Origin of the sequence: Enterobacter cloacae complex sp. IR5422, assembly GCF_049238165.1 — a bacterium.
Lineage (GTDB): Bacteria > Pseudomonadota > Gammaproteobacteria > Enterobacterales > Enterobacteriaceae > Enterobacter > Enterobacter roggenkampii.
Genome location: NZ_JBMKHT010000057.1, coordinates 1 through 24,512 on the forward strand (window position 1 = coordinate 1; position 24,512 = coordinate 24,512).

Here is a 24,512-nt window from a genome sequence, read left to right on the forward strand (position 1 = left end):
CGGGTCTGGCGGCGTTTACTGGAAAACTCACTGTCGGCAAAAGTCAGTTGCTGGCTCATCCGGTTACTCATTCTGGGTTCAGGTTACAACACGATGATCTCACATCTCGGACTTATTCGCACCTTCCCTAGCTATAAAGGAGTATTTTTTATTTTCCCCTGGCTGCAAATCAACCAATTTGAGTGCGTCATTATTTTTATCCTCAGCTTTCAAATTTTTAGCTCAAAGTTAGGAATAATCTGAACAGATGTTTACAAGTCCTTCCTGTCTATCCATATTTCCAACGCAAGCGAAGCGCAAATTTACAAATATTTAAAAATAACGCAACCGCAAATAGCAAAACGCATTTGACGGATCGCACACAGCGACTAGAGTTATTACTCGAACGACGAGTGATACGGAATATTTTCGTATCGTACTGACATAACCAATATATGACTATGAGGTTTAATATGGCAGAGCATCGTGGTGGTTCCGGTAATTTCGCTGAAGACCGTGAAAAAGCATCAGAAGCTGGACGTAAAGGTGGCCAGCACAGCGGTGGTAATTTTAAAAACGATCCGCAACGCGCATCTGAAGCGGGTAAGAAAGGGGGACAGAACAGTCACGGCGGAGGCCGTAAATCTGATAACTCCTGATCTTATTTAGTACTCTTTTAATAAAACCAGAGAGCATGCTGCGGGCTGAAAAGCTCGCAGTACCCTTTCTTTATTTTACCGGAGCGTAATAATTATGAATATGAAAAGTGTAGAGGATGTATTTATTCATCTTCTGTCGGATACCTACAGCGCAGAAAAGCAGCTTACCCGAGCGTTAAGCAAGCTTGCCCGCGCCGCCTCCAGCGAGAAGCTGAGCGCCGCCTTTACCGCACACCTTGAAGAGACGCAAGGTCAGATCGAACGTATCGACCAGATCGTGGAACAGGAAGACGGCATCAAGCTCAAGCGCATGAAATGCGTCGCAATGGAAGGCTTAATTGAAGAAGCTAATGAAGTCATCGAAAGCACGGAAAAAAATGAAGTCCGTGACGCCGCATTAATTGCTGCTGCGCAAAAAGTGGAGCATTACGAAATAGCCAGCTACGGTACCCTTGCCACTCTGGCAGAACAGCTCGGCTATAAAAAAGCCGTTAAGCTTCTTGCCGAAACGCTGGAAGAAGAGAAAGAGACCGACCTTAAACTCACCGACCTGGCCGTTGGCAATATTAACCAAAAAGCGCAGAAATGACGCGATAATACAGGTTAAATAAAATGAGCATCAGTCCCAGGACAATTAAACGGTGCCATTTAGCGGCAGCGATAATATGGTTCATTCTCGCTATCCCTTCCGTCATCTGGTGGAAGAACAGCGTGCTATGGGTCATTATCATCAGTATTTATGCCAATATTGTCGGCCATTTATCTGGCTACAGTGCCGCACGTGCCGATCAGGCTGCTGAAAGTGAGACCAAATAAGCGAACCCCTAATGAGGATACAATGATGAATCACGTAGAACACTACCATGACTGGCTACGCGATGCCCATGCAATGGAAAAGCAAGCCGAATCTATGCTGGAATCCATGGCCAGCCGTATCGATAATTATCCTGATGTTCGCGCCAGAATTGAGCAACATATTAATGAGACAAAACGGCAAATCACATTGCTGGAGGAAATCCTCGACCGTAATGATATTTCTCGTTCGGTCTTAAAAGACTCGATGAGCAAAATGGCGGCGCTGGGACAATCCATCGGCGGCATGTTCCCTTCTGACGAAATCGTGAAGGGCTCGATCAGCGGCTATGTTTTCGAACAGTTTGAAATCGCCTGCTATACCTCCCTGCTGGCGGCGGCCAAAAAAGCGGGTGACACCGCCTCGATACCCGCTATCGAGACGATCCTCGCCGAAGAGCGCGAAATGGCCGACTGGCTGATTCGTCATATCCCGCAAACGACGGAACAGTTCCTGCTGCGTTCAGACGCGTCGGGTGTCGAAGCGAAAAAATAACCCACAGGAGAGTGAGCATGTTTCGACACGTCAAACAGCTGCAATACACGGTTCGCGTCGCCGAACCGAATCCCGGCCTGGCCAACCTTTTACTGGAACAATTTGGCGGACCGCAGGGTGAACTGGCCGCCGCCTGCCGCTACTTTACGCAAGGGTTGAGCGATGACGATCCGGGCCGTAAAGACATGCTGATGGATATCGCGACCGAGGAGTTAAGCCACCTCGAAATCATCGGTACCCTGGTCGGTATGCTGAATAAAGGTGCCAAGGGCGCGCTGGCGGAAGGGGTGGAAAATGAGGCCGAGCTGTATCGCTCCATGACCGAAAACGGGAATGACAGCCACATCACCTCCCTGCTCTACGGCGGCGGAACCCCGCTAACCAACTCAGCGGGCGTACCCTGGACGGCGGCCTACGTCGACACCATTGGCGAGCCGACGGCGGATCTGCGTTCGAACGTGGCGGCCGAGGCCAGAGCCAAAATCATCTATGAACGGCTGATCAACGTGACTGACGATCCCGGCGTTAAAGATGCCCTGGCGTTTCTGATGACGCGTGAGGCGGCGCATCAGCTCTCCTTTGAGAAGGCGCTGCAGTCCATCCGTAATAATTTTCCGCCGGGAAAACTGCCGCCAATCGAGGAATTCACCAACAAGTACTACAATATGTCTGAAGGTGGAGAGGTTCGCGGAAGCTGGAACAGCGATAAACATTTCGATTACGTTGAGTCCCCCCAGCCTGCGGTGGATGGCGGCGATGGCAGTGCCAGCGTGACGCTCACAACCGAGCAGGCAACCCTGGTTAAGGCGATGTCTGCCCGCACGAAGTCCGATCCACATTCCGACCCGCTGACCGGTGCCGAGCTGGGTGCCGGTAAGACTAAACCGTAATCGGTTTGCCGGGCAGGCCTGACCTGCCCGGCAATTCGCGTGCCCCATCGTCTCAGAGGTACGGACCATGTTCGAACTCGATGCGTTTCATCTGGCCAGAATTCAGTTCGCTTTTACCGTCTCGTTCCACATCCTGTTTCCTGCGATCACCATCGGTCTCGCCAGCTACCTGGTGGTGCTGGAGGGCATGTGGCTGCGCACCAAAAACGACGTCTGGCGATCGTTGTACCACTTCTGGCTAAAGATATTTGCCGTTAACTTCGGCATGGGCGTCGTTTCCGGGCTGGTGATGGCGTACCAGTTTGGCACCAACTGGAGCGGGTTCTCCCAGTTCGCGGGCAGCATTACCGGCCCGCTTCTGACCTACGAGGTATTAACCGCTTTCTTCCTGGAGGCCGGATTCCTCGGCGTCATGATGTTCGGCTGGAACAAGGTCGGCCCGGGGCTGCACTTCTTTTCGACCTGCATGGTGGCGCTCGGCACGCTGATGTCGACCTTCTGGATCCTCGCCTCCAACAGCTGGATGCATACGCCGCAGGGTTTCACTATCGAAAACGGGCAGGTGATCCCGCAGGACTGGCTGGCGATCGTCTTTAACCCCTCCTTCCCGTACCGTCTTATTCATATGGCTATCGCCGCGTTCCTGAGCAGCGCGCTGTTTGTCGGCGCGTCGGCCGCCTGGCACTTGCTCCGCGGTAACGATACGCCCGCCGTTCGCACCATGTTTTCGATGGCGATGTGGATGGCGCTGCTGGTCGCCCCTATCCAGGCGGTGGTAGGCGATATGCACGGCCTGAACACGCTTGAGCATCAGCCAGCCAAAATCGCCGCTATTGAGGGTCACTGGGAAAATCCGCCCGGCGAGGCCACCCCGCTGCTGCTGTTTGGCCTGCCGGATATGGAGGAAGAACGCACCAAATACGGCCTGGAGATCCCCGCGCTCGGCAGCCTGATTCTGACGCACAGCCTGGATAAACAGGTCCCGGCCCTGAAAGACTTCCCGAAAGAGGATCGACCCAACTCGACCATCGTTTTCTGGTCGTTCCGCATTATGGTAGGGATGGGGCTGCTGATGATTACCCTCGGTCTGCTCAGCCTCTGGCTACGCTATCGCCACCGACTTTACCACTCGCGTCCGTTCCAGTGGTTTGCCCTCTGCATGGGGCCTGCGGGGCTGGTCGCGCTGCTTGCCGGCTGGGTGACCACCGAAGTGGGCCGTCAGCCGTGGGTTGTCTATGGCTACCTGCGCACCATCGACGCGGTATCGCTGCACAGCACCCTGCAGATGAGCATTAGCCTGCTGGCGTTCTTCGTCGTCTACTCATCCGTATTTGGCGTGGGCTATGTTTATCTCATCCGGCTGATTAAGAAAGGTCCTCAGCCCGTTGATACGCTGACGTCAAACACCTCGGGCACGCCTGCCCGTCCGCTGTCAGCCGCGGAGTCTGTTCCGGAAGAGGAGAGAATCTGATGGGCGTCGATATCTCAGTGATTTGGTTTGCCATCATCGTGTTTGCCACGCTGATGTATATCATTATGGACGGCTTCGATCTGGGGATTGGCCTGCTGTTTAACTTCGTGGGCGATGCCAAAGAGCGCGATGTGATGGTCAACAGCGTGGCGCCCGTCTGGGACGGAAACGAGACCTGGCTGGTGCTCGGCGGCGCGGGGCTGTTCGGCGCGTTTCCGCTGGCCTATGCGGTGATCATTGATGCGCTGACCATCCCTCTCACCGCGATGCTGATCGGCCTCATCTTTCGCGGCGTTGCCTTTGAGTTCCGCTTCAAAGCCACCCCTTCACACCGCAAATTCTGGGACTACTCCTTTGCCGGCGGCTCCCTGCTCGCCACCTTCAGCCAGGGCGTGGTGGTGGGTGCCGTGATCAACGGTTTTGACGTGGAGGGCCGACGTTTTGTCGGCTCTTCGCTGGACTGGCTCACGCCTTTCAACCTCTTCTGCGGCATCGGTCTGGTCGTCGCCTACACGCTGCTGGGCACCACCTGGCTCATCATGAAAAGCGAAGGAGCGCTGCAACAACGCATGCGCGAACTGACCCGCCACGTGCTGCTGGCGTTGATGGTGGTTATCGCGGTGGTCAGCGTCTGGACGCCGCTCGGCTGGCAGTACGTCGCCGACCGCTGGTTTACCCTGCCCAACTTCTTCTGGTTCCTGCCGGTTCCGCTGCTGGTCGGGATCTTCAGCGTGCTGATCTGGCGCCTGACCCGCAATCCGGACAGCCACGCGCGCCCTTTCCTGCTGACGCTGGGGCTGATCTTCCTCGGGTTCAGCGGACTGGGTATCAGCCTCTGGCCGAACATTATTCCGCCGCGTATCACTCTGTGGGAGGCCGCGGCCCCGCCTGCCAGCCAGCTGTTTATGCTGGTTGGGACGTTACTGATTATTCCGGTGATCCTGGTGTACACCGCCTGGAGCTACTACGTGTTCCGGGGCAAGGTTTCGGATACTGAAGGCTATCACTGAGGCACGCTATGACGGACTGGCATACACGGGCCATTATTTACCAGATTGATACCGCACTCTTTTATGATTTGAACGGCGATGGCTGCGGGGACATCGCCGGGATAGCGGCCAAGCTGCGGTACATTCGCCGCATGGGGGCGACGGTTATCTGGATCACCCCGTTTTACCTCACGCCCTTTCTCGATGAAGGCTATGACGTCAGCGACCATCTCCAGGTGGATCCCCGCTTCGGAAAGCTGGCCGATATCATCGCCTTTATCGAACAGGCCCGCGAGCTGGGCATGCAGGTCATTATTGAACTGCTGATCCAGCACACCTCTGACGCGCATCCCTGGTTCCAGCAGGCCCGCCGTAACCCGGCGTCACCCTACCGGGATTACTACCTCTGGTCAGATAGTGACGACGACGATACGCCTCCCATGTTTCCCGGCGTGGAGGAGAGCATCTGGACCTGGGACGACGAAGCGGGACAATACTACCGGCACATGTTCTATCGCCACGAACCGGACCTGAACCTGACCTCACCCGCGGTGCTGAAAGAGATTGAGAACATCATCCTCTTCTGGCTCAAGCTGGGCGTGTCGGGGTTCCGCCTGGATGCCGCCTCCCACCTGACCACGCAGGCGGGAAACGGTGATGAAAAAAAGGGCCTGTGGATCCTCGAACACATGCGCCGTCTGATTGAGGAACATAATCCGGACGCGATCCTGCTGGGTGAAGTGGACGTCGAGGTGGAGGCCTATCAGGACTACTTTGGCAATAATGACCGCCTGAATCTGGTGCTCAATTTCTGGCTCAACAAATATTTTTACGTTAGCCTGGCCCGCAAAAGCGCCCGTCCGCTGCGCAACGCGGTGAAGAAAATGATCGTCCCGCCCGATTCATGCTGTTTTGCCAACTGGCTGCGCAATCACGACGAGCTGGATCTGGAGGGCATCAGCCAGAAAGACAAACAGTTTGTCCTCGATACCTTCGCCCCTGACGACGAGATGAACGTCTACCAGCGCGGGATCCGCCGCCGCCTGGCGCCGATGTTGAACGGCGATCTGAAGCGGCTGGCGTTCTGCCACGCGGTACTCTTTTCCCTGCCCGGCGTTCCGGTGATGCGCTATGGCGATGAGATCGGCATGGGGGATGACCTCGATCTGGAGGAGCGCTACGCTGTGCGCACCCCCATGCAGTGGGCAGGATCGAAAGGCGGCGGTTTTTCGGCAGCCGACCCGGAAAAATTTATCGCGCCGATTATTGACCGCGGTCCTTACCGCTATCAAAAAATCAACGTCGCTGATTCGCTGCTCCACCGCAACTCGCTCCTGCACCGCATCATTGATATCGCCAATACCCGCTCGGAGTTCCCCGAAATTGCCGTTGCGCCCTTTCGGCTCCTCACGATCGATAGTGACGCGGTGCTGGGGATCTATTACGAGACCGAAGAACGCAGCATCCTGACCTTTGTTAACTTCAGTGACCAGCCGGTGCAGTTCACCGTGAAGGGGATCCGCAACACGACCTGGACCGCCTGTCTCGCGGACAAACGCTACGATGACGCGCTGGTTTGCGGTAAAACCGTCGAGCTCAGCCTTGGCGGCTACGGCTATCGCTGGTTCTGGACGCACCGCAGCGCGCTGCGCTGATTACGGTTTCCGGCGGGTGAGCAAACGCGTCAACACAATACCCGCCACCGCAAGGGCCCCTAACGCCACTTTGCCCGGCATACCGGAGGTCACGGACGACGCGCGGGTTTTCGCTTCGTCAGTGAAACGGCCATGGATTTTGTGCAGGTCGTTAACCGGCTGGTCGAGATAATCCCGGCGGTCCGGCGCGTTCAGATCGTCGGTCATCTGACCTTCCCAGGCTTTCTTCACCATCAGCCTGTCCAGAAAACCCGGGAAGAGGAACTGCCCGACAATCGACTGAATGGTGCTGCTGCCAACCCACAGCTCGCGCACCGGCTTTTGCGCCACCCTGAAGATGGCGCTGGCGGCGACTTCAGGCTCGAACACCGGCGGTACCGGCCGCATTGCCCACGCGAACTTGTTCCTTGCCCATTCGAACTGCGGCGTATTGAGCCCCGGCATCTGCACCATCGAAAGCTGAACCCGGCTGTTCTCATGCATCAGCTCGGTGCGCACCGCATCGGTAAACCCGCGGATCGCCGCTTTGGCCCCGCAGTAGGCGGACTGCAGGGGAATGGAACGGTAGGCCAGCGCGGACCCTACCTGAATAATCACGCCCCTGTCGCGTGGAACCATAAGCTCAAGCGCCGCGCGGGTGCCGTTCACGTAGCCGAGGTATGTCACCTCGGTCACGCGCCGAAACTCGTCCGGCGTAAGGGTACGAAACGGTGCAAGCACGGCCCCCATGGCGTTGTTGACCCAGACATCAATCGCACCGAGGCGATACTCAATCTCGTTAGCCGCATCCACCACCGCCTGACTGTCGGCGACGTCCGCCTGCACGGCGTGCGCATTTACGCCGAAGCGGCGCAGCTCTTCCTGGGTGGAGTGCAGGCTGGCTTCATCACGGGCGATGAGGCCCACATCGTAACCTGCTTTTGCGAAGCGCAGCGCCGTGGCTTTTCCCACGCCCGCCGTCCCACCGGTAATCACTATGACAGCCATAGAACCTCCACGTGAACTCAACCGTTATTTCCGTCCGACAATGCTGTTACCAGCTCTGCCAGCGAAAAATGCACCGCTTTTTCCACCACCTCCTGACAGTCTCCGGAGAAAAGCACGGTACGGGTTTTCGTCTCGCCACGTATGTTCCACGCAAAACAGACCGTCCCCGCCGCCGTGCCGTCGTCGCCCCCTTCCGGGCCAGCGTATCCGCTGATGGCGATGCTGATATCCGCCTGGGCAATGTCGCGGATGCTGGCGGCCATCTCGGTCACCGTCTGTTCGCTGACGGCGGTATAGCGCGCCAGCGTTTCAGGACGCACGCCGAGGATCCGCGCTTTCGCGGCATCGCTGAACACTACCAGCCCGACATCATAAAAATCGGCCGTGTTCTCTTCAGCGCAGAGCGCCACCGAGAGCTTTCCCCCGGTGCAGGATTCCGCCGTGGTTAAGCGCAGACCGGCATCGGTTAACTTGCTCGCCAGTTTTTTTGTCAGCTCACCGACGGTGTAATGGTTATCGTGCAAAAGATTGCTCATCTTGCCGCCTCTTATTTCTCGAAAGGAATGATTGAAATATGTCCATTGCGCTCAAGTATGGCATATTTAATTTGGCTTATTTCGGTAATGCCATTATTCTGACGCGCGGAAACCAGAATATCATCGCAAGAGACATCGACCTTTTTGAGTTTATCCGCCAGGGGAACGCCGTTTTCCACCAGAATCACGGGCGTGCCGTCCAGAATATTCTCTACCGGGGAAAAATACTTTTTCATAAGGCCAAAAATAATATCCACTACCACCAGGGTGGTAATCGTAATCATCGCGCCGGTGACGGAAAAATCCTGCCCCAGAAGCGCCTGCTGCGTGGCTTCACTAATTATCAGGAGAAGAATGAGATCAAAGCTGGTCATCTGCAGCAGCGCGCGTCGCCCGGCCACTTTAAATACCACCACGAGGAACAAATAAATAGCCAGCGCACGAAAGACCATATCCATATCAGCCTCCTACGGGTAAATAAATTGCCAGAGGGTGATCTCCGGCTCGTTGTTTACGCGGATGACCGAGTTCCATTTACCGGCCCGGGACGGTGTGGTAAAGAGTAATACCGAAAAGTTGTCCGTCTTTTTCAGGTTGTGATAAACAAAATAGAGGCTGTTTCCGTGGCTGAACATGGCGTCCGGCTGGGGCCAGACGCTGCCTGGATCATACGCATCGCTACTCTCGCTGGTGACGCTGAGGGTATAGGCCCCCTCCGTTTTCACCGGAAACGCAAGCTGCATCCGTGTCTCCGTCTCCCGCCGCCCGAAGCGCTCATAGTTTATGGTCAGCGACTTGGCGGAATTTGTTTTTACCGTATCGCTGACTATTCCGCTTGAAAACAGACCGGCAATGGCGGCAACGATAATACCTAACAGAACGATAAACCCCACCTGACGAAACGCGTATTCAAACGTCAGCAAGCGATATCTTTCCTCAATCCCGGGTAACTTTTCATTTTCACGCTTCATGGCCATCGTCACCGTTTCGCTTATTATCCGATAATTTTGATTTCTAACGCGAATGTTTTTAGGACTTATCACATTTGCCACATAAAGGAATAGCAACAATACTTAATAAGTCAAGACACCCAAAATGAAGGATATCCGATGAAATTATCGCTTATTTCCGCTTTTTTGATATTTCTGGTTCCGGCCGCATGGGCAGATAATAACGGCGGGTTACAAAAAGGTGAAGCCCCGCCGCCGCCCCACGCGCTGGATAGCGGATATCGCGGAACCGATGACGCGCGTATTATGACCATCGATCAGGCAAAACAACTGCACGACGGTGCGACCATTTCATTACGCGGTAATCTTATTGACGGTAGCGGCGATAAGTTTGTATTTCAGGATAAAACCGGAAAAATCGACGTTATTATTCCCCAGGCAGTCTTCGATGGCAGAACGGTAAAACCCGACCAGATGATCAGCATCAACGGTTCGCTTGATAAAAAATCATCTCCTGCCGTCGTCCGTGTCGATCGTTTGCAGAAATAATTCAGCGAAGCGTTAACGCTGCAGTTATCCATCAAATCTCACCCCTTGGCTTAAGGAGTCAGCTATGAGTGATACCCAACAACGTACGAACGCTTACCCGCAACCCCCGTTCCCGGAACAGCCACAGACGCCACCGGGACTGGCATCCGAAATGCAACCTGTACCCGACCACGGGGAAACTAGCTACAAAGGGCATGGCCGCCTGGCCGGTAAAAAAGCGCTGATCACCGGCGGTGACTCGGGTATCGGTCGCGCAGTGGCCATCGCCTATGCCCGCGAAGGCGCAGACGTGGCCATTAACTACCTGCCTGAAGAGGAAAAAGACGCCGCGGAGGTCATCGACCTGATCAAAGCCGAAGGCCGGAACGCCGTCGCGCTGCCGGGGGACGTTCGGGACGAAACCTTCTGCCAGAATCTGGTCGAAGAAGCCGTCTCGAAGCTAGGCGGGCTGGATATTCTGGTCAATAACGCCGGTCGTCAGCAGTTCCGTGAATCCCTTGAAGAGCTGACCACCGAAGATTTTGACGCGACGTTTAAAACCAACGTCTATGCCCCCTTCTGGATCACGAAGGCGGCGCTGCGCCACCTGAAAGCCTCGTCCGTTATCATTAATACCTCCTCCGTTCAGGCCGTGAAGCCGAGCCCGGTGCTGCTGGACTACGCCCAGACCAAAGCCTGCCTGGCGGTATTTACCAAATCCTTAGCCAAGCAGCTGGGTCCGAAAGGCATTCGCGTCAACGCGGTCGCCCCTGGCCCTTACTGGACGGTGCTGCAATCCAGCGGTGGCCAGCCGATGGAAAAAGTGAAGGAGTTTGGCGGCGATACCCCGCTGGGACGTCCGGGTCAGCCCGTCGAGATTGCCCCGCTGTACGTCACGCTGGCCTCGGATGAATGTTCATTTACCTCCGGCCAGGTATGGTGTTCTGACGGCGGTGACGGCGTGATCTAACCCCTTACCCCTCCCTCTCTGCAGTGAGCAATAAATGAACAAGGATGTTCACTTTTCTTCCCCTGCCGAAAAACATGTTGTAACTCAAACAGATCAAATGTTAAAAATATTTTGCTATCAAGTTATCAAAATTAAACAACTTAGCTTGTCACCCGCATCGCTCTGTTTTTAACATCGCCTATGGAAAAAAATGGTCTGTTCAGTCAGCGCATACGCTTGCGCCATTTGCATACATTTGTGGCCGTCGCTCAACAGGGAACGCTGGGGCGTGCGGCTGAAACTCTTAACCTGAGCCAGCCTGCGCTCTCGAAAACCCTCAACGAGCTTGAACAGCTGACCGGCGCCCGTCTTTTTGACCGGGGTCGGCTGGGGGCGCAGCTTACCATCGTGGGCGAACAGTTCCTTACGCACGCCGTCAAAGTGCTGGATGCGCTCAATACCGCAGGCCAGTCGCTGCATCGAAAAGAAGAACACACCAGCGAGGTCGTCCGCGTCGGGGCCCTGCCCACCGCCGCGCTGGGCATTCTTCCGCCGGTGATTGGCCAGTTCCACAAGCAGCAACGGCATACCACGATCCAGGTTGCCACCATGAATAACACCATGCTGCTCGCGGGACTGAAATCGGGCGAGCTGGATATCGGGATTGGCCGCATGTCCGACCCTGAACTGATGGGCGGTCTCAATTACGAGCTGCTGTTCCTGGAATCCCTGAAGCTGGTGGTTCGTCCCGATCACCCTCTGCTGCAGGACACGGTGACGTTAAGCCGCGTCATGGAGTGGCCGGTGGTGGTGTGCCCGAAAGGGACCGTCCCACGTCAGACCGCCGAAACCTTGCTGCAAATGCAGGGGTGTACGCTGCCCTCAGGGTGTATCGAAACGCTGTCAGCCTCGCTTTCACGCCAGCTCACCCTCGACTATGACTACGTCTGGTTCGTTCCCTCCGGCGCGGTAAAAGATGATTTGCGCCAGGGCACGCTGACCGCTCTCCCCGTAACGGCCCCCGGCGCTGGTGAACCTATCGGCATTTTGACCCGGGTAGATACCCCGCTTTCCACCGGCGCGCAAACGCTGCTGAGCGCCATCCGTAAATCGATGCCGGTTTAATATCCCTCACCCTAGCCCTCTCCCCTGAAGGGGCGAGGGAACAGACCTGCGCGTTAATCAAATAATGCGAAATCATTCATTAACAATTGCGTAAAACAATTTAACAGTTTTATCATAGCCGTGAATTCACCAAATGGTTCACAAACGGTTTGATAAAAACGAATTCACCCGTGCTAATCATCAATTCCACCGCATTTATTACCCAACTGGTACATACCCGACACGGCGGCGGGATCTAAAGGAGAGAGAAATGGCATTTGGCAGCGCGCCACGTGGAATACCGCGTATTCTGCAGTGGCTTCTTGCCGGACTGATGATGCTCATCGGTCTGGCGGTCGGCGGGTTGGGCTTTAAGCTCGCCACCGTAGGCGGGAGTAGTTACTTCCTGATAATGGGCGTGGCAATGGTGATTGCCGCGATCCTGATTTTCCTCAACCGCACCAGCGGGATCGTGCTTTACGGCATCGCGTTTATTGCCTCGCTGTTCTGGGCGGTAAGCGATGCGGGCTGGGATTTCTGGCCGCTCTTCTCCCGCCTGTTTACCTTTGCCGTGCTGGCGTTCCTGTGCGCCATCGTCTGGCCCTTCCTGCGTGCGGCAAACCACACTGCACCAAACAAAGCCCCCGCTTTTGGCGTCGCGGCGCTGCTCGCGGTGGCCATGCTGGTCAGCCTCGGTTGGATGTTTAAGCCGCAAACCCTTGTGGCAGCGAACGAGCCCGTGCCGGTGAAACCCGTTGCACCCGGCGAGCAGCAAAAGAACTGGAAACACTGGGGCAACACCACCCACGGCGACCGCTTCGCCGCGCTGGATCAGATTAACAAGCAAAACGTCAGCTCGCTGAAAGTCGCGTGGGTTGCGCACACCGGCGATATTCCGCAGAGCAACGGCTCGGGTGCGGAAGATCAGAACACGCCGCTGCAGGTTGGCGACACGCTGTATGTCTGTACGCCGTACAGTAAAGTGCTGGCGCTGGACGTGGATTCCGGTAAAGAAAAATGGCGTTATGATTCGAAAGCCACCGCGCCGAACTGGCAGCGCTGTCGCGGTCTGGGCTATTTTGAAGACCACTCCACCGTGACAACGTCACAGGCAGAAACACAGCCAGCGGCATGTCCTCGTCGTCTGTTCCTGCCCACCACCGATGCCCGTCTGATTGCCATTAACGCGGATAACGGCAAGGTCTGCGACGACTTTGGCGACCATGGCACCGTGGATCTGAGCGTCGGCATGGGTGAGATTAAGCCCGGATATTATCAGCAGACCTCCACGCCGCTGGTAGCCGGAAACGTCGTTGTCGTCGGCGGTCGCGTCGCGGATAACTACTCGACCGGCGAGCCGCCGGGCGTGGTCCGCGCCTACGACGTTCACACCGGTAAGCTGGCCTGGGCGTGGGATCCCGGTAATCCGAACCTGACCGGCCTGCCGCCGGAAGGCCAGACCTACACCCGCGGTACGCCGAACGTCTGGTCTGCGATGTCCTACGACGCCAAACTGAACCTGATCTACCTGCCAACCGGCAACGCCACGCCAGACTTCTGGGCGGGCGAGCGTACCGCGCTGGACGATAAGTACAGTTCCTCCATCGTCGCCGTCGACGCGGCCACCGGCCAGGTCCGCTGGCATTTCCAGACCACCCATCACGACCTGTGGGACTTTGACCTGCCTTCCCAGCCTCTGCTGTACGACCTGCCTGACGGCAAGGGCGGCACCACGCCTGTGCTGGTGCAGACCAGCAAGCAGGGCATGATCTTCATGCTTAACCGCGAAACCGGCAAGCCGGTGGCGAAGGTCGAGGAACGCCCTGTCCCGGCGGGTAACGTTGAAGGTGAACGCTACTCCCCAACCCAGCCGTACTCTGTTGGCATGCCGATGATTGGCAACCAGACGCTGACCGAGTCCGACATGTGGGGCGCGACGCCAGTCGACCTGCTGCTTTGCCGCATTCAGTTTAAAGAGATGCGTCATCAGGGCGTCTTCACTCCACCGGGTCTCGACCGTTCCCTGCAGTTCCCTGGCTCACTCGGCGGGATGAACTGGGGCAGCGTCTCCGTTGACCCGAACAACAGCCTGATGTTCGTCAACGATATGCGTCTGGGTCTGGCAAACTACATGGTGCCGCGCGCGAACGTGGCGAAAGATGCCAGCGGCATCGAGATGGGGATTGTTCCGATGGACGGCACGCCGTTCGGCGCGATGCGCGAGCGCTTCCTGTCGCCGCTGGGCATTCCGTGCCAGAAACCGCCGTTTGGCACCATGTCGGCGGTTGACCTGAAAACCGGCAAGCTGGTGTGGCAGGTTCCTGTTGGTACGGTGGAAGATACCGGCCCGCTGGGCATCCGCATGCACATGCCAATCCCAATCGGCATGCCGACGCTTGGGGCATCGCTCTCGACCCAGTCCGGCCTGCTGTTCTTTGCCGGCACCCAGGATTTCTACCTGCGCGCGTTTGATACCGCCACCGGGAAAGAGATCTGGAAAGACCGCCTGCCTGTCGGCAGCCAGTCCGGCCCGATGACCTACGTGTCGCCGAAAACCGGTAAGCAGTACATCATCATTAACGCCGGTGGCGCCCGCCAGTCGCCGGATCGCGGTGATTACGTTATCGCGTACGCGTTACCTGACAAGAAATAAGATGTGAAAAAGGGACCGAAAGGTCCCTTTTTTTTGCCCGGTGGCGCTACGCTTACGCGGGCCTACAAATACAAGTAGGTCGGGTAAGGCGAAGCCGCCACCCGACAAAACACGCGACTCAGAACGTCTCCCAGTTATCCCCGGAAACCGTCGCCGCCGGGCGCAACGGTACGTTCTGAGCCACCGGTGCAGCCGTCACCGCGCGACCCTGCTTTGCGCTGCTCAACCGAAACGCCCCAACCGCCTCGGTCAGACGCGCGCCCTGTTCTTCCAGAGACGCCGCCGCCGCGGAGGCTTCTTCCACCAGCGAGGCGTTCTGCTGGGTCACTTTATCCATCTCCGAAATCGCCTGGCTCACCTGGACGATACCGCGACTCTGCTCATCGGACGCCGCGGCAATCTCCAGCATGATGTCGGTGACGCGCTTCACCGCTTCGACGATCTCATTCATGGTGTTACCGGCGGCAACAACTTCACCGGACCCCTGATCGATCAGCGAAACCGATTCGTTGATCAGGCTTTCGATCTCTTTTGCGGCATTCGCACTGCGGCTTGCCAGGGTGCGCACTTCACTGGCCACCACGGCAAATCCGCGCCCCTGTTCACCCGCCCGCGCCGCTTCTACCGCCGCGTTAAGCGCCAGGATATTGGTCTGGAAGGCAATGCTGTTAATCACGGCGGTGATTTCAGAGATCTTCTTCGAGCTGCTGGAGATATTGCCCATGGTTTTCACCACGCCGGAGACCATCTGGCCGCCGCGGGTGGCTTTCCCGGAAGCATCTTCCGCCAGCTTGCTGGCATGATGGGCGTTATCCGCGTTCTGCTTCACCGTCGCAGTAAGCTGTTCCATGCTGGCGGCGGTCTGCTCGATGGCGGCAGCCTGCTGCTCGGTGCGGGACGAGAGATCGGTGTTACCGGCAGAGATCTCGCTGGTGCCGCGGTAAATCTCCTCCGCCCCCTGACGCACGGTGCCGACCGTTTTTTCAAGCGAGTGCTGCATGGTTTGCAGATCCCGCGTCAGGCGGCCAATTTCGCTGCGCCCGGCCACGTCGTCCGGCATCGTCAGGTCGCCCTTAGCGATATTCTCGATACGTTTCGCTGCCCGCTGCAGCGGATTGATTACCGTGCGGCGCAGCACGACAAAGGTCATCGCCGTCAGCACCAGCGCCAGCGCAAACGCGCCCACCATAAACATCAGACCCAGCTGCGTGCGGCTGTGCGCCTGCGCCGTTAGCGCATTGGCACGGTCGGTACGGATCTTAATCGCCTTCAGCAGTACGGCGTTGTACGCGTCATCCAGCGGACGCGCCGTTTCGTTTTCATGGTTGATAATCGCTTCGAACATGCCGTTTTTGGCGAATTTGACCATCGGCTGCATGCCCGCGATATAGGCGTCATACCGGGTCTTAAGCTCCGCATCCAGCGCTGCGCCCTCGGCGGTACGCACGGCGCGATTCATGTAGGCGGTAAAGCTCTCCTGAGACTGCTTAATACGCGTTTCCGCCTCGCTGATGTTCTGCTTCATCGCATCCATCTCTGCGATACGGCTTGCCGCACCGGCGTGGATCAGATTGATACGCGCGGTTCGCAGATGGTTTGAGCTGTTCGACAGCCCCATACGCACCTGAATTTCGGATGTGACATCCTGCTGATCGTTATCGGCCTGCAGCAGGAAATACCCTGCCAGACCCGAGCTCAAGGCAAACAGAAGAATAATGCCACCGAGAATGGAGGAAAACAGCGGAACCAGCCTGATGTGATGCAAGAAGCCCAGCTTGCGCTGCGCCAGCATCGAAGTAGTGTTGTCCATGACCGTCGACTCTCTTGTAGGTAAGATGCGTAAAAACACGCCTGTTAAATAGTCATCGGCACGGCAGAGATTTAGATTACGGCTAAAAACGCCGCACTGGTCACACTTTAGAGAAGATTATTAAAGAAATGCCAGCGGCGAAAAACCGCTGGCAGAAGAGTTACTTGTCGCCGAAATGGATAACGGTACGGATGGATTTTCCTTCGTGCATCAGATCAAACGCCTCGTTGATCTGCTCCAGCGGTAAGCGGTGGGTAATGAACGGATCGAGCTGAATCTTGCCGACCATCGCATCTTCAACCATACCCGGAAGCTGGGTACGGCCCTTCACGCCGCCAAACGCGGAACCGCGCCATACGCGCCCGGTGACCAGCTGGAATGGACGGGTTTTAATCTCCTGACCCGCACCGGCCACGCCAATGATGATGCTCTCGCCCCAGCCTTTGTGGCAGCACTCCAGCGCGGAACGCATCACGTTGACGTTGCCGATACACTCGAAGCTGAAGTCCACGCCGCCGTCGGTCATCTCAACGATGACGTCCTGAATCGGCTTCTCGTGATCTTTCGGGTTCACAAAATCGGTCGCGCCCATTTCACCCGCCAGCCTGAATTTCTCCGGGTTGGTATCGACCGCAATGATACGACCGGCCTTCGCCTGCACCGCGCCCTGAATCACCGCCAGACCAATGCCGCCGAGACCGAACACCGCCACGGTATCGCCCTCTTTGACTTTTGCGGTGTTATGCACCGCGCCAATACCGGTGGTCACGCCGCAGCCCAGCAGGCAGACTTTGTCCAGCGGCGCCTGCGGGTTCACCTTCGCCAGCGAGATCTCCGCGCAAACGGTGTATTCGCTGAAGGTGCTGGTGCCCATGTAGTGATAAACCGGCTCTCCGTTGTAGGAGAAACGGGTCGTCCCGTCGGGCATCAGCCCTTTCCCCTGGGTGGCGCGAACGGCCTGGCAGAGGTTAGTTTTGCCGGATTTACAGAACTTACACTCGCCACATTCCGCGGTGTACAGCGGGATCACGTGATCGCCCGGCTTCAGGCTGGTCACGCCTTCGCCCACTTCTACCACAATCCCGCCGCCTTCATGGCCGAGCACCGCTGGGAAGACACCTTCCGGGTCGTCGCCAGAGAGCGTAAACGCATCGGTATGACATACGCCGGTATGGGTGATTTTGATCAGCACTTCGCCTTTCTTCGGCGGTGCCACGTCAATTTCAACGATTTTGAGCGGCTGGCGGGGGCCAAATGCAACTGCAGCGCGAGATTTCATATGTCTTCCCTTCTTGTCAGGTATGTGGATTTATTTTAGATAAGAGCGCAGTAAATGGCCGACTTCCGCCATGCGAACGGCACGCTGATCCGGCGTGGTGTCCCCCGCTACCAGCTCATCTTTGAGGTGAATTTCAACCATTTCGCCCATCAGGCCATTGGCAGCCCCGCGCACGGCGGCAATTTGCTGCAGGATGGCCAGACAGGGGTCGCCCGACTCCAGCGCGCGTTCCAGGGCATCAACCTGACCCCGAATGCGGCGGACGCGGGTAAGAATACGTTTTTTATCTTCGGGTGAATGCGGCATACGCCCTCCTGATACTATAGGGGGGTATGGTACCTATTTTGTTACCGCTGTGTAAACCTAAAGATGAGAGGGTTGAGGTTTTGTACAAAACTCGGGGGAGGCATTGGATACGCCAGATAACGAAGCAAAATAGAAAAAGCGTAAAGTCTCATCCTGATAAGCCGATAAAAACAGGGTCTTTTTTTAATATAGGGATATTACATGCGTAAACTCATCTCCTCCATTGGGCTCATAGCAGGTATGGCTGTAGCCACACCCGCGGTTCACGCCAGCAGGTTGACACAAACGTTGACCCGCTGCGACTCAACCTTTTTCAACGAGATTTATCATCAGCGAGCCAAACTCAGCCGCGTAGCCCCCTTAACGCTTAACAAGCATTCGCAGGCCTGGTTCAAAGCCCCTGAAGACGGCAATCGCACCATCTGGTTTGCTCAACCGCTGCATGAATTAAATCTGACGGTATCGGGATATTACCTGCAAACCAGCAATCTCGATGAAATCAATTACGGTAAGTACTATTACTGGGGACTCATTTTCAAAGAGTCACAAGAAGAAGTGATGTCCAGACTTGATCATTTGTCCTGGAAAAAGGCGGGAGATGATTATGTTTCTCAGACGATGATTAAAATCAACCCAAACAGTGACTGGGAAGACAACGCGCAGGCGGTGTCAGGTATTGCTCCGGCAAAAGAAAGTACCGAAAAGCTGTTAATGCTCAGCAAAGGTAAAGACGGGACATTATTGCTCTGTACCGTTCAGGGAAATGTAACGCCTGACATGCTGACGACATTACGGCCTGATTTATCCGCAGGGGATGCGAAATGAAAAAGCTAACATGGCTGGTATTAGTTATGCTGACAGGTTGTACCGGGACAAGTAAACCCCAGCCCCAGTCCACCCCCAAGCCACCGGCAGGCGTCATAAAAATCCTTGAAGATAAGAAAATTGCTTCGTATATCGATCTTCGGGTGATTTCAACTTATCAGGGTAACGACCGCTTACGCCGCTTTTATTTCATCAATAACTACGCCGAGAAGACACTCATTATAAAAAATCCTCCCGTCTACATAGCGAGTTCCCGGGCAATCGACGTGATTAACTGCGACAAAAACCAGCGTGCCGTTATGGCGCGAACCTATTTTTCCAAACCGTTCGCGGAAGGTGATGTCGTACATGTGACACAGGATGTAGGACAATGGGAAAGTTACCCGAAAGACTCTCTTTTTGGGATAATAGCGGAAAGCATGTGCAGTATTCCCGTTGAAAAACTCAAGCCAGAGCCAGCGAAAGATAATCGAAAACCGTTACTGGATGAATAAAATCTTCAGGACCTAAGCTTCTATGGACAGACTCGCTCTGCTCTATATTAAAGCGCGGGCTGGGCTGTCCGCTAACAAATAGCCTACCGTCCCCTGACAGCCTGCGCCAGCATCTGCAGTTCCTCCTTCAGCCAGCGGGTCGCGCCCCGCTGGCCGCTGCGTTTATGCGAGTAAATTTTCACTTCAAACGTGCGTATCGGAAACGGTAACGCAAAAATCCTGAGATCCGCTGTCTTAATCAGCTTCTCCGCGGCATAGCGGGGGATCGCCATCAGCAGGTCGCTTTCCGCTACGATAAACGGTGCGCTAAGCATCGACGGCGTTTTGATCGCGATTTGTCGGGTATAGCCCAGCTGCTCAAGCCGTACGTCAAGAACGCCCTGCTTCTCATTCCATGGCGTCACCACCAGGTGTCGGGCCGCGAGATACTCCTCCAGCGTGAGACGCGTCCGGCGCGCGTTGCTGATGACTACATACTCATCTTCAAACCAGTCGATCTCTTCCAGCTCCGGGTGCCGGATATCATCCTGAGTGCTGAACCCCAGCGCCAGATCCACCTCGCCCGCCAGCAGTTCCGTCAGCGCCGGGCTGTGCGGCAGATAGCGCAATTCGAAACGCAAGCCCGGGGCCGCAAGCTGCAGTTTGTGCATCAGCACCGGGAAAATGCACAGCGCGGTAAAGTCCGTTATCGCAATTTGTAAGCACTCCGAACTGCTGGCTGCATCAAACTCCGGCTGCGGGGTCAACTCATGATTCAGGAACGACAGTGCGGAAGCAATCGAAGGCGCGAGCTGAGAGGCATACACGCTGGGGGACATGCGATGCCCTTCGCGGAAAAACAGCGGGTCATTCAGGGTGGCACGCAGGCGCGACAGCGCATGGCTGAGCGCGGATGTGCTCATCGCCAGCTCGTCAGCGGCTAACCGAACAGAGCGGTGGCGGTAAATCGCGTCGAAAACGGGCAGCAGGTTTAAATCAAGACGTCTCAGGGCCGGATGCATAATATTCATCATTTATTGATTTCATTGCACTTAATTCTTCAGACAATACGCCGTATGCTTAACGCCATCAATCAAGACGCACGCTAAAAAGCAGGTAAAACAATGAGCATCACCCTTCGCCAGGCACGCCCCGAAGATGCGGCGGCCATTTACGCCATGATTTACGAGCTGGCGGTGTATGAAAAAGCCCCGGAAGAAGTGGTTACCACACCGGAGGAGATCCGGGAAACGCTCTTTGGCGCAGGTACTAAAACCGAAGCGCTGATCGCGGAGTGTGAAGGCAAAATCGCCGGCTATGCCGTGTTCTTCACCAGCTATTCAACCTGGCTTGGCCGCAACGGGATTTATATGGAAGATCTGTATGTTTCCCCAGCTTATCGCGGCCTGGGGGCGGGAAAAGCACTGCTGAAACATATCGCCCAGCTCGCCGTACAACGGCAGTGCGGTCGCCTTGAATGGAGCGTGCTGGACTGGAACCAGCCCGCCATCGATTTTTATCTGAGCATTGGCGCGCTGCCGCAGTCCGAATGGGTGCGCTACCGTCTTGACGGAGAAGCGTTGCTCAAATTTGCCGAATAGCGGCACGTCATATCCGAGAAGATCCCGCCCCGCGGGATCGCGCTTTCCTGCGTCGATCCCGTCTCAACAGATTATGAATTTATGCTACCCTTCCATAAATTTCATAAACATAGTGCAGAACGCCATGACGACAGCCCCTTTTATCCGCCCTCAACTCACCCTGCCAAACGGCGCTGACAAACTGCTGCTGCACTCCTGCTGCGCCCCCTGCTCCGGTGAAGTGATGGAGGCTATCCAGGCGTCGGGCATTGAGTACACCATTTTCTTCTATAACCCCAATATCCATCCGCAAAAGGAATACCTCATTCGTAAGGAGGAAAATATTCGCTTTGCGGAAAAGCACGGCGTGCCGTTTGTTGATGCCGATTACGACACCGATAACTGGTTTGAGCGCGCGAAAGGCATGGAATGGGAACCCGAGCGCGGCGTCCGCTGCACCATGTGCTTCGATATGCGTTTCGAGCGTACGGCGCTCTATGCGGCAGAAAATGGATTCAGCGTCATCAGCAGCTCGCTGGGGATCTCCCGCTGGAAGAACATGCAGCAGATAAATGACTGCGGCCAGCGTGCGGCGGCGCGCTATCCGGGTATGGTGTACTGGGACTATAACTGGCGTAAACAGGGCGGCTCCTCGCGCATGATTGAGATCAGCAAGCGAGAACAGTTTTACCAGCAGGAATACTGCGGCTGCGTTTATTCGCTCAGGGACAGTAACCTGCACCGTAAGTCACAGGGCCGCCCGCTGATCCGCATTGGGAAACTGTTTTACGGTCAGGATGACAATGAGAAATAACGGGTTCCGGGTATAGAGATATATCCGAAAACCGCCCTTTCAGGTGCCGAATTTAGCCTTTCGCCTGCCGTATCCACAAAGAGCGGCTATCCTTTAATTATCAACAAAAGGAGGCAAAAATGTCTGATTTCGGTACTGATAAAAACACCCAGTTTGCTGAAGACAAAGCAAAAAATAAATTTGATGAACTTGCAGGTTCAGCGCAGCAGCAGTTTGGTGAATTCGTTGATTCACCAAAACATCAGGTTAAAGGTGCTGCTAAAAAATATGCCGCTCAGGCCAGCGATGCCGTTTCCGATGTCACTGAAGCCGTCAGAAACAATCCCCTTACCGGCCTCGTTGCCGCGGGTGCAATCGGTATTGTTCTCGGCTTGTTGCTGGGCCGGAAATAACCCAGGGCCCTTCGGGGCTTTATTTTTTACTAGCTAAACAACCTGACCATGCGGTCTAACTCCTCCTCTTTCACGGCGCGTGATAAATAATATCCCTGAAAGTTCTTGATGCCCAGCTCGACTAATTTCTCAAACTTTTCTTCACTATCAACCCCCTCTGCAATACAGTCCGTTCCGGTCATGTCGCTGTAAACCTGTATCGCTTTAATCAAATTATAGTCATTGTCGTTTGCCACAAAATGCTCAACGATGTCCCGATCCAGCTTAAGCCCATCGAAATGCACCTGGCGCACCGGGAACATGGTTTGATGGTTAGAGAAGCAGTCATCCAGGAACAATCGACACCCCGTATTGCGTAAATGCCGCATGGTTTCAGGGATCCTTTTGTCCTTCGTCACGTCAATATCTTCTGCAAATTCAAAAACCAGCTTTTCGGCCCACTGCGGTTTGAGCAGCATGCCGATGGCTTTCCGTGCCATATCAGGCAAAGCATTCCCGGACGCCAGACGAGGCGGAATATTCACTGAAAAATAGTATTTCCCGTTATACTTATTAATACCTGAAACGGCGGCATGGATGACCAACGCCGTAATTTTCAGCCAGATTTCATGATTGGAAACATCCGTTAAAAAACTGGCAGGCTTGACAATTTTACCGTTTTTATTCCAGCGAATCAGGATTTCAAACCCAACCCCTTTTTTATCTCGATCGGTAATAATCTGATATGCCGGAAATATTTCCCGATTACGTAACGCATTAAAAATTTCGGCTTCTTTTTCCGTGAACCCCACTTTTTGACGCGGGTGTTTATCAGGTTTATCTGCTTTAAAATTGTGCGGATCGTGTAACCAGCGCTTAATTAAACGTAATTTAAGCACTCCTTCCTTTCGGTGGGTATAAACCGTTTTATTCGACAACCCCATTCTATCGCACATTTCCTTTACGGACATACCACGATAGAAATTTAATAAAACGTCAATCTCTCTTCTTGTTAACCACTTTAGATTTTCTTCCGAGCCAATATCCATGTAGCGTTCGCGTAATACACGGGAACGATCCTTAAAGCTTTTGTAATGGGTATTAAAACAGCCTACTACATCCGAAACACTGGCAACGCGAATCAATGATAATTGATAACTGTTATTTAAAAGACTGCCCAGCGTGCGGTACAGCCAGCCTTCAGGAATATCACCATACAGGGTGACATGCCGAATAACGGGGAGTGCATTGAGTACCGAGGCCAGTCGCTTCAGGCTTTCCAGGAGATTGACGACACCTTTCCCGAGGAACACCACGATATGGGCATCCTGATTTTTAAGGATATTTTCAACATCCTGTTGGGATGCCTCATCTCCGTTAAAGTGAATTTGGGAAGCGTGGATCCCGTACTTATTGAGGATCGAACAATACCCCTGAAATGTGAAGCCGCAGGCTGAGATGACAAATTTATGTTCATCGCAAACCCCATTTTTGAGAGACATTTTTTGGGTCATAACCTGCTCCTGGGCACCAAAGCGCCATTTCTGTTTGAGTATGCGTAAAATCTATTGCATCTGTTGCGTAGTATAATTTTACAGTAGCACCCAGGGTTAAGAAACTGTTATCAGTCTAATTCACCGGAACATCTTTGCGTTAATCACAAACGTTTAACTATACTTTTCTTTTCAAATAACCACGGCAAATGTTTTATTCTCAGGGTATAATGAAAATTCCGAAAAAGAAGACTGGACACTTCATCTATCGGCTCATTCAAATACGAGAAAAATGCTATGGATAATCATATCTCATCCAGGGCCTTGCTACATCGAAGGGATGTCATAAAGAGCAATCCACGATTCGGTGAGGCAATATTAGAGCACTACACAATTAATGACACCATCTACAAAAAACAACCTTTGTTCTACAAGACAATGCTACAGGAATCACGGTTCAACATTATCCTCTCAATGTGTTGTTTTATTTTTGGCAATCAGGCCGAGTCAGTTTCTGAAATTAAAGAGTTATGTTCTCGCTATAAGATAGCCAGCCCCAACAGCGTTATTGCGATCATTACGATACTCAGAACCACCGGGCGCATCAGGACCTGGCGCTGTACAGAAGACAGACGAAAGACGAGAATCGCGCCAACCGAAAAAGGCCTGAATGAACTAAAGCGTTATATGTCCGGCGCTTTTTTGCCCGTCAGCATTCTTTATCCGACATTTAATATTAAGGAAGGTGCGAATAAGTCCGAGATGTGAGATCATCGTGTTGTAACCTGAACCCAGAATGAGTAACCGGATGAGCCAGCAACTGACTTTTGCCGACAGTGAGTTTTCCAGTAAACGCCGCCAGA

Annotated in this window: 27 protein-coding genes and 1 pseudogene; 19 read left to right on the forward strand and 9 right to left on the reverse strand. The window is 54.7% G+C overall.

All coding sequences use genetic code 11. The features are described from left to right. From ACOTXT_RS20025 to ACOTXT_RS20065, 9 genes are all read left to right on the forward strand, one after another. Positions 1 to 243: hypothetical protein (locus tag ACOTXT_RS20025; RefSeq protein ID WP_421625422.1), on the forward strand; the 243-nt coding region annotated here is incomplete at its 5' end. Between the two features lie 209 nt (positions 244 to 452). After that, a complete protein-coding gene (locus ACOTXT_RS20030; protein WP_004150795.1) occupies positions 453 to 638 on the forward strand; it encodes a general stress protein in 186 nt (61 codons plus the stop codon). Between the two features lie 94 nt (positions 639 to 732). Beyond that, positions 733 to 1,227 carry a ferritin-like domain-containing protein gene (locus tag ACOTXT_RS20035; protein ID WP_008502272.1) on the forward strand — a complete coding sequence of 165 codons (495 nt, stop codon included), beginning with the start codon at positions 733 to 735 and terminating at the stop codon, positions 1,225 to 1,227. Positions 1,228 to 1,250: 23 nt separating this feature from the next. Then, positions 1,251 to 1,454 (forward strand): hypothetical protein, encoded by a 204-nt coding sequence (locus ACOTXT_RS20040; RefSeq protein ID WP_008502273.1) that lies wholly within the window; start codon positions 1,251 to 1,253, stop codon positions 1,452 to 1,454. Between the two features lie 25 nt (positions 1,455 to 1,479). Next, on the forward strand, positions 1,480 to 1,986 hold the full coding sequence (locus ACOTXT_RS20045; RefSeq protein ID WP_014883791.1) for a ferritin-like domain-containing protein: 507 nt from the start codon (positions 1,480 to 1,482) through the stop codon (positions 1,984 to 1,986). A gap of 17 nt (positions 1,987 to 2,003) precedes the next feature. Then, a complete protein-coding gene (locus ACOTXT_RS20050) occupies positions 2,004 to 2,876 on the forward strand; it encodes a manganese catalase family protein (RefSeq protein ID WP_008502274.1) in 873 nt (290 codons plus the stop codon). A 67-nt stretch (positions 2,877 to 2,943) separates the two neighbouring features. Further along, positions 2,944 to 4,347, forward strand: a complete 1,404-nt coding sequence (locus tag ACOTXT_RS20055; protein ID WP_021242535.1) for a cytochrome ubiquinol oxidase subunit I — start codon at positions 2,944 to 2,946, stop codon at positions 4,345 to 4,347. After that, the gene (gene cydB / locus ACOTXT_RS20060) at positions 4,347 to 5,357 is read left to right on the forward strand and encodes a cytochrome d ubiquinol oxidase subunit II (protein WP_032651830.1); all 1,011 of its coding nucleotides are present in this window, start codon (positions 4,347 to 4,349) and stop codon (positions 5,355 to 5,357) included. The genes ACOTXT_RS20055 and cydB overlap by 1 nt, the downstream gene beginning before the upstream one ends. Before the next feature lie 8 nt (positions 5,358 to 5,365). Further along, positions 5,366 to 6,991, forward strand: coding sequence for an alpha-amylase family protein (locus ACOTXT_RS20065; protein WP_069598265.1), 1,626 nt, complete (start codon positions 5,366 to 5,368; stop codon positions 6,989 to 6,991). On the opposite strand, the gene ACOTXT_RS20070 is transcribed toward ACOTXT_RS20065, so the two are convergent. From ACOTXT_RS20070 to ACOTXT_RS20085, 4 genes are read right to left on the reverse strand one after another with little or no spacing between them, the layout of a single operon-like run. After that, positions 6,992 to 7,978, reverse strand: a complete 987-nt coding sequence (locus ACOTXT_RS20070; RefSeq protein ID WP_021242537.1) for an SDR family oxidoreductase — start codon at positions 7,976 to 7,978, stop codon at positions 6,992 to 6,994. Positions 7,979 to 7,995: 17 nt separating this feature from the next. Further along, the gene (locus ACOTXT_RS20075; protein ID WP_069598264.1) at positions 7,996 to 8,514 is read right to left on the reverse strand and encodes a 2-oxo-tetronate isomerase; all 519 of its coding nucleotides are present in this window, start codon (positions 8,512 to 8,514) and stop codon (positions 7,996 to 7,998) included. Between the two features lie 11 nt (positions 8,515 to 8,525). After that, positions 8,526 to 8,972 (reverse strand): DUF421 domain-containing protein, encoded by a 447-nt coding sequence (locus ACOTXT_RS20080; protein ID WP_008502280.1) that lies wholly within the window; start codon positions 8,970 to 8,972, stop codon positions 8,526 to 8,528. 9 nt (positions 8,973 to 8,981) lie between these two features. Further along, the gene (locus ACOTXT_RS20085; protein WP_069598951.1) at positions 8,982 to 9,485 is read right to left on the reverse strand and encodes a hypothetical protein; all 504 of its coding nucleotides are present in this window, start codon (positions 9,483 to 9,485) and stop codon (positions 8,982 to 8,984) included. Positions 9,486 to 9,623: 138 nt separating this feature from the next. Between ACOTXT_RS20085 and ACOTXT_RS20090 the strand changes: the two genes are divergently transcribed. The 4 genes from ACOTXT_RS20090 to ACOTXT_RS20105 all read left to right on the forward strand — a co-directional run bounded on the left by ACOTXT_RS20090 (position 9,624) and on the right by ACOTXT_RS20105 (position 14,698). Further along, entirely contained in the window at positions 9,624 to 10,013 is a 390-nt protein-coding gene (locus tag ACOTXT_RS20090) for a YdeI family stress tolerance OB fold protein (RefSeq protein ID WP_008502282.1), read from the forward strand. Between the two features lie 64 nt (positions 10,014 to 10,077). Further along, on the forward strand, positions 10,078 to 10,962 hold the full coding sequence (locus ACOTXT_RS20095) for an SDR family oxidoreductase (protein ID WP_021242539.1): 885 nt from the start codon (positions 10,078 to 10,080) through the stop codon (positions 10,960 to 10,962). Between the two features lie 180 nt (positions 10,963 to 11,142). Then, positions 11,143 to 12,066 (forward strand): LysR substrate-binding domain-containing protein, encoded by a 924-nt coding sequence (locus ACOTXT_RS20100; RefSeq protein WP_021242540.1) that lies wholly within the window; start codon positions 11,143 to 11,145, stop codon positions 12,064 to 12,066. A gap of 250 nt (positions 12,067 to 12,316) precedes the next feature. Then, positions 12,317 to 14,698, forward strand: coding sequence for a glucose/quinate/shikimate family membrane-bound PQQ-dependent dehydrogenase (locus ACOTXT_RS20105; RefSeq protein ID WP_333164275.1), 2,382 nt, complete (start codon positions 12,317 to 12,319; stop codon positions 14,696 to 14,698). Positions 14,699 to 14,816: 118 nt separating this feature from the next. Here the strand turns inward: ACOTXT_RS20105 and ACOTXT_RS20110 are convergent, their stop codons facing one another. From ACOTXT_RS20110 to ACOTXT_RS20120, 3 genes are all read right to left on the reverse strand, one after another. Further along, a complete protein-coding gene (locus ACOTXT_RS20110) occupies positions 14,817 to 16,508 on the reverse strand; it encodes a methyl-accepting chemotaxis protein (protein ID WP_055322378.1) in 1,692 nt (563 codons plus the stop codon). Positions 16,509 to 16,668: 160 nt separating this feature from the next. After that, positions 16,669 to 17,787, reverse strand: a complete 1,119-nt coding sequence (locus tag ACOTXT_RS20115; RefSeq protein WP_055322379.1) for an S-(hydroxymethyl)glutathione dehydrogenase/class III alcohol dehydrogenase — start codon at positions 17,785 to 17,787, stop codon at positions 16,669 to 16,671. 30 nt (positions 17,788 to 17,817) lie between these two features. Continuing rightward, entirely contained in the window at positions 17,818 to 18,093 is a 276-nt protein-coding gene (locus tag ACOTXT_RS20120) for a metal/formaldehyde-sensitive transcriptional repressor (RefSeq protein ID WP_008502288.1), read from the reverse strand. A gap of 201 nt (positions 18,094 to 18,294) precedes the next feature. On the opposite strand from ACOTXT_RS20120, the gene ACOTXT_RS20125 reads away from it, so the two are divergent. Continuing rightward, a complete protein-coding gene (locus ACOTXT_RS20125) occupies positions 18,295 to 18,918 on the forward strand; it encodes a hypothetical protein (RefSeq protein ID WP_055322380.1) in 624 nt (207 codons plus the stop codon). Next, the gene (locus ACOTXT_RS20130; RefSeq protein WP_192850816.1) at positions 18,915 to 19,412 is read left to right on the forward strand and encodes a surface-adhesin E family protein; all 498 of its coding nucleotides are present in this window, start codon (positions 18,915 to 18,917) and stop codon (positions 19,410 to 19,412) included. Before ACOTXT_RS20125 ends, ACOTXT_RS20130 begins: the two co-directional genes overlap by 4 nt. Before the next feature lie 83 nt (positions 19,413 to 19,495). Here ACOTXT_RS20130 and ACOTXT_RS20135 read toward each other — a convergent pair whose 3' ends face one another. Then, a complete protein-coding gene (locus ACOTXT_RS20135) occupies positions 19,496 to 20,425 on the reverse strand; it encodes a LysR family transcriptional regulator (protein WP_045372753.1) in 930 nt (309 codons plus the stop codon). Between the two features lie 90 nt (positions 20,426 to 20,515). Here ACOTXT_RS20135 and ACOTXT_RS20140 point away from each other — a divergent pair, with 90 nt between their 5' ends. The 3 genes from ACOTXT_RS20140 (at position 20,516) to ACOTXT_RS20150 (ending at position 22,177) form a co-directional block, all read left to right on the forward strand. Continuing rightward, positions 20,516 to 20,992: a GNAT family N-acetyltransferase gene (locus ACOTXT_RS20140; protein WP_008502292.1), complete on the forward strand. Its 477-nt coding sequence runs from the start codon at positions 20,516 to 20,518 to the stop codon at positions 20,990 to 20,992. A gap of 124 nt (positions 20,993 to 21,116) precedes the next feature. Continuing rightward, entirely contained in the window at positions 21,117 to 21,785 is a 669-nt protein-coding gene (locus tag ACOTXT_RS20145) for an epoxyqueuosine reductase QueH (RefSeq protein ID WP_008502293.1), read from the forward strand. Between the two features lie 119 nt (positions 21,786 to 21,904). Next, on the forward strand, positions 21,905 to 22,177 hold the full coding sequence (locus ACOTXT_RS20150; protein WP_008502294.1) for a DUF883 family protein: 273 nt from the start codon (positions 21,905 to 21,907) through the stop codon (positions 22,175 to 22,177). A 29-nt stretch (positions 22,178 to 22,206) separates the two neighbouring features. Here the strand turns inward: ACOTXT_RS20150 and ACOTXT_RS20155 are convergent, their stop codons facing one another. Next, positions 22,207 to 23,670, reverse strand: a complete 1,464-nt coding sequence (locus ACOTXT_RS20155; protein ID WP_055322381.1) for an EAL domain-containing protein — start codon at positions 23,668 to 23,670, stop codon at positions 22,207 to 22,209. A gap of 276 nt (positions 23,671 to 23,946) precedes the next feature. Here ACOTXT_RS20155 and ACOTXT_RS20160 point away from each other — a divergent pair. Further along, positions 23,947 to 24,387 (forward strand): annotated as a pseudogene (locus ACOTXT_RS20160) (MarR family transcriptional regulator); the annotation flags it as partial. Positions 24,388 to 24,512: the final 125 nt, after the last annotated feature.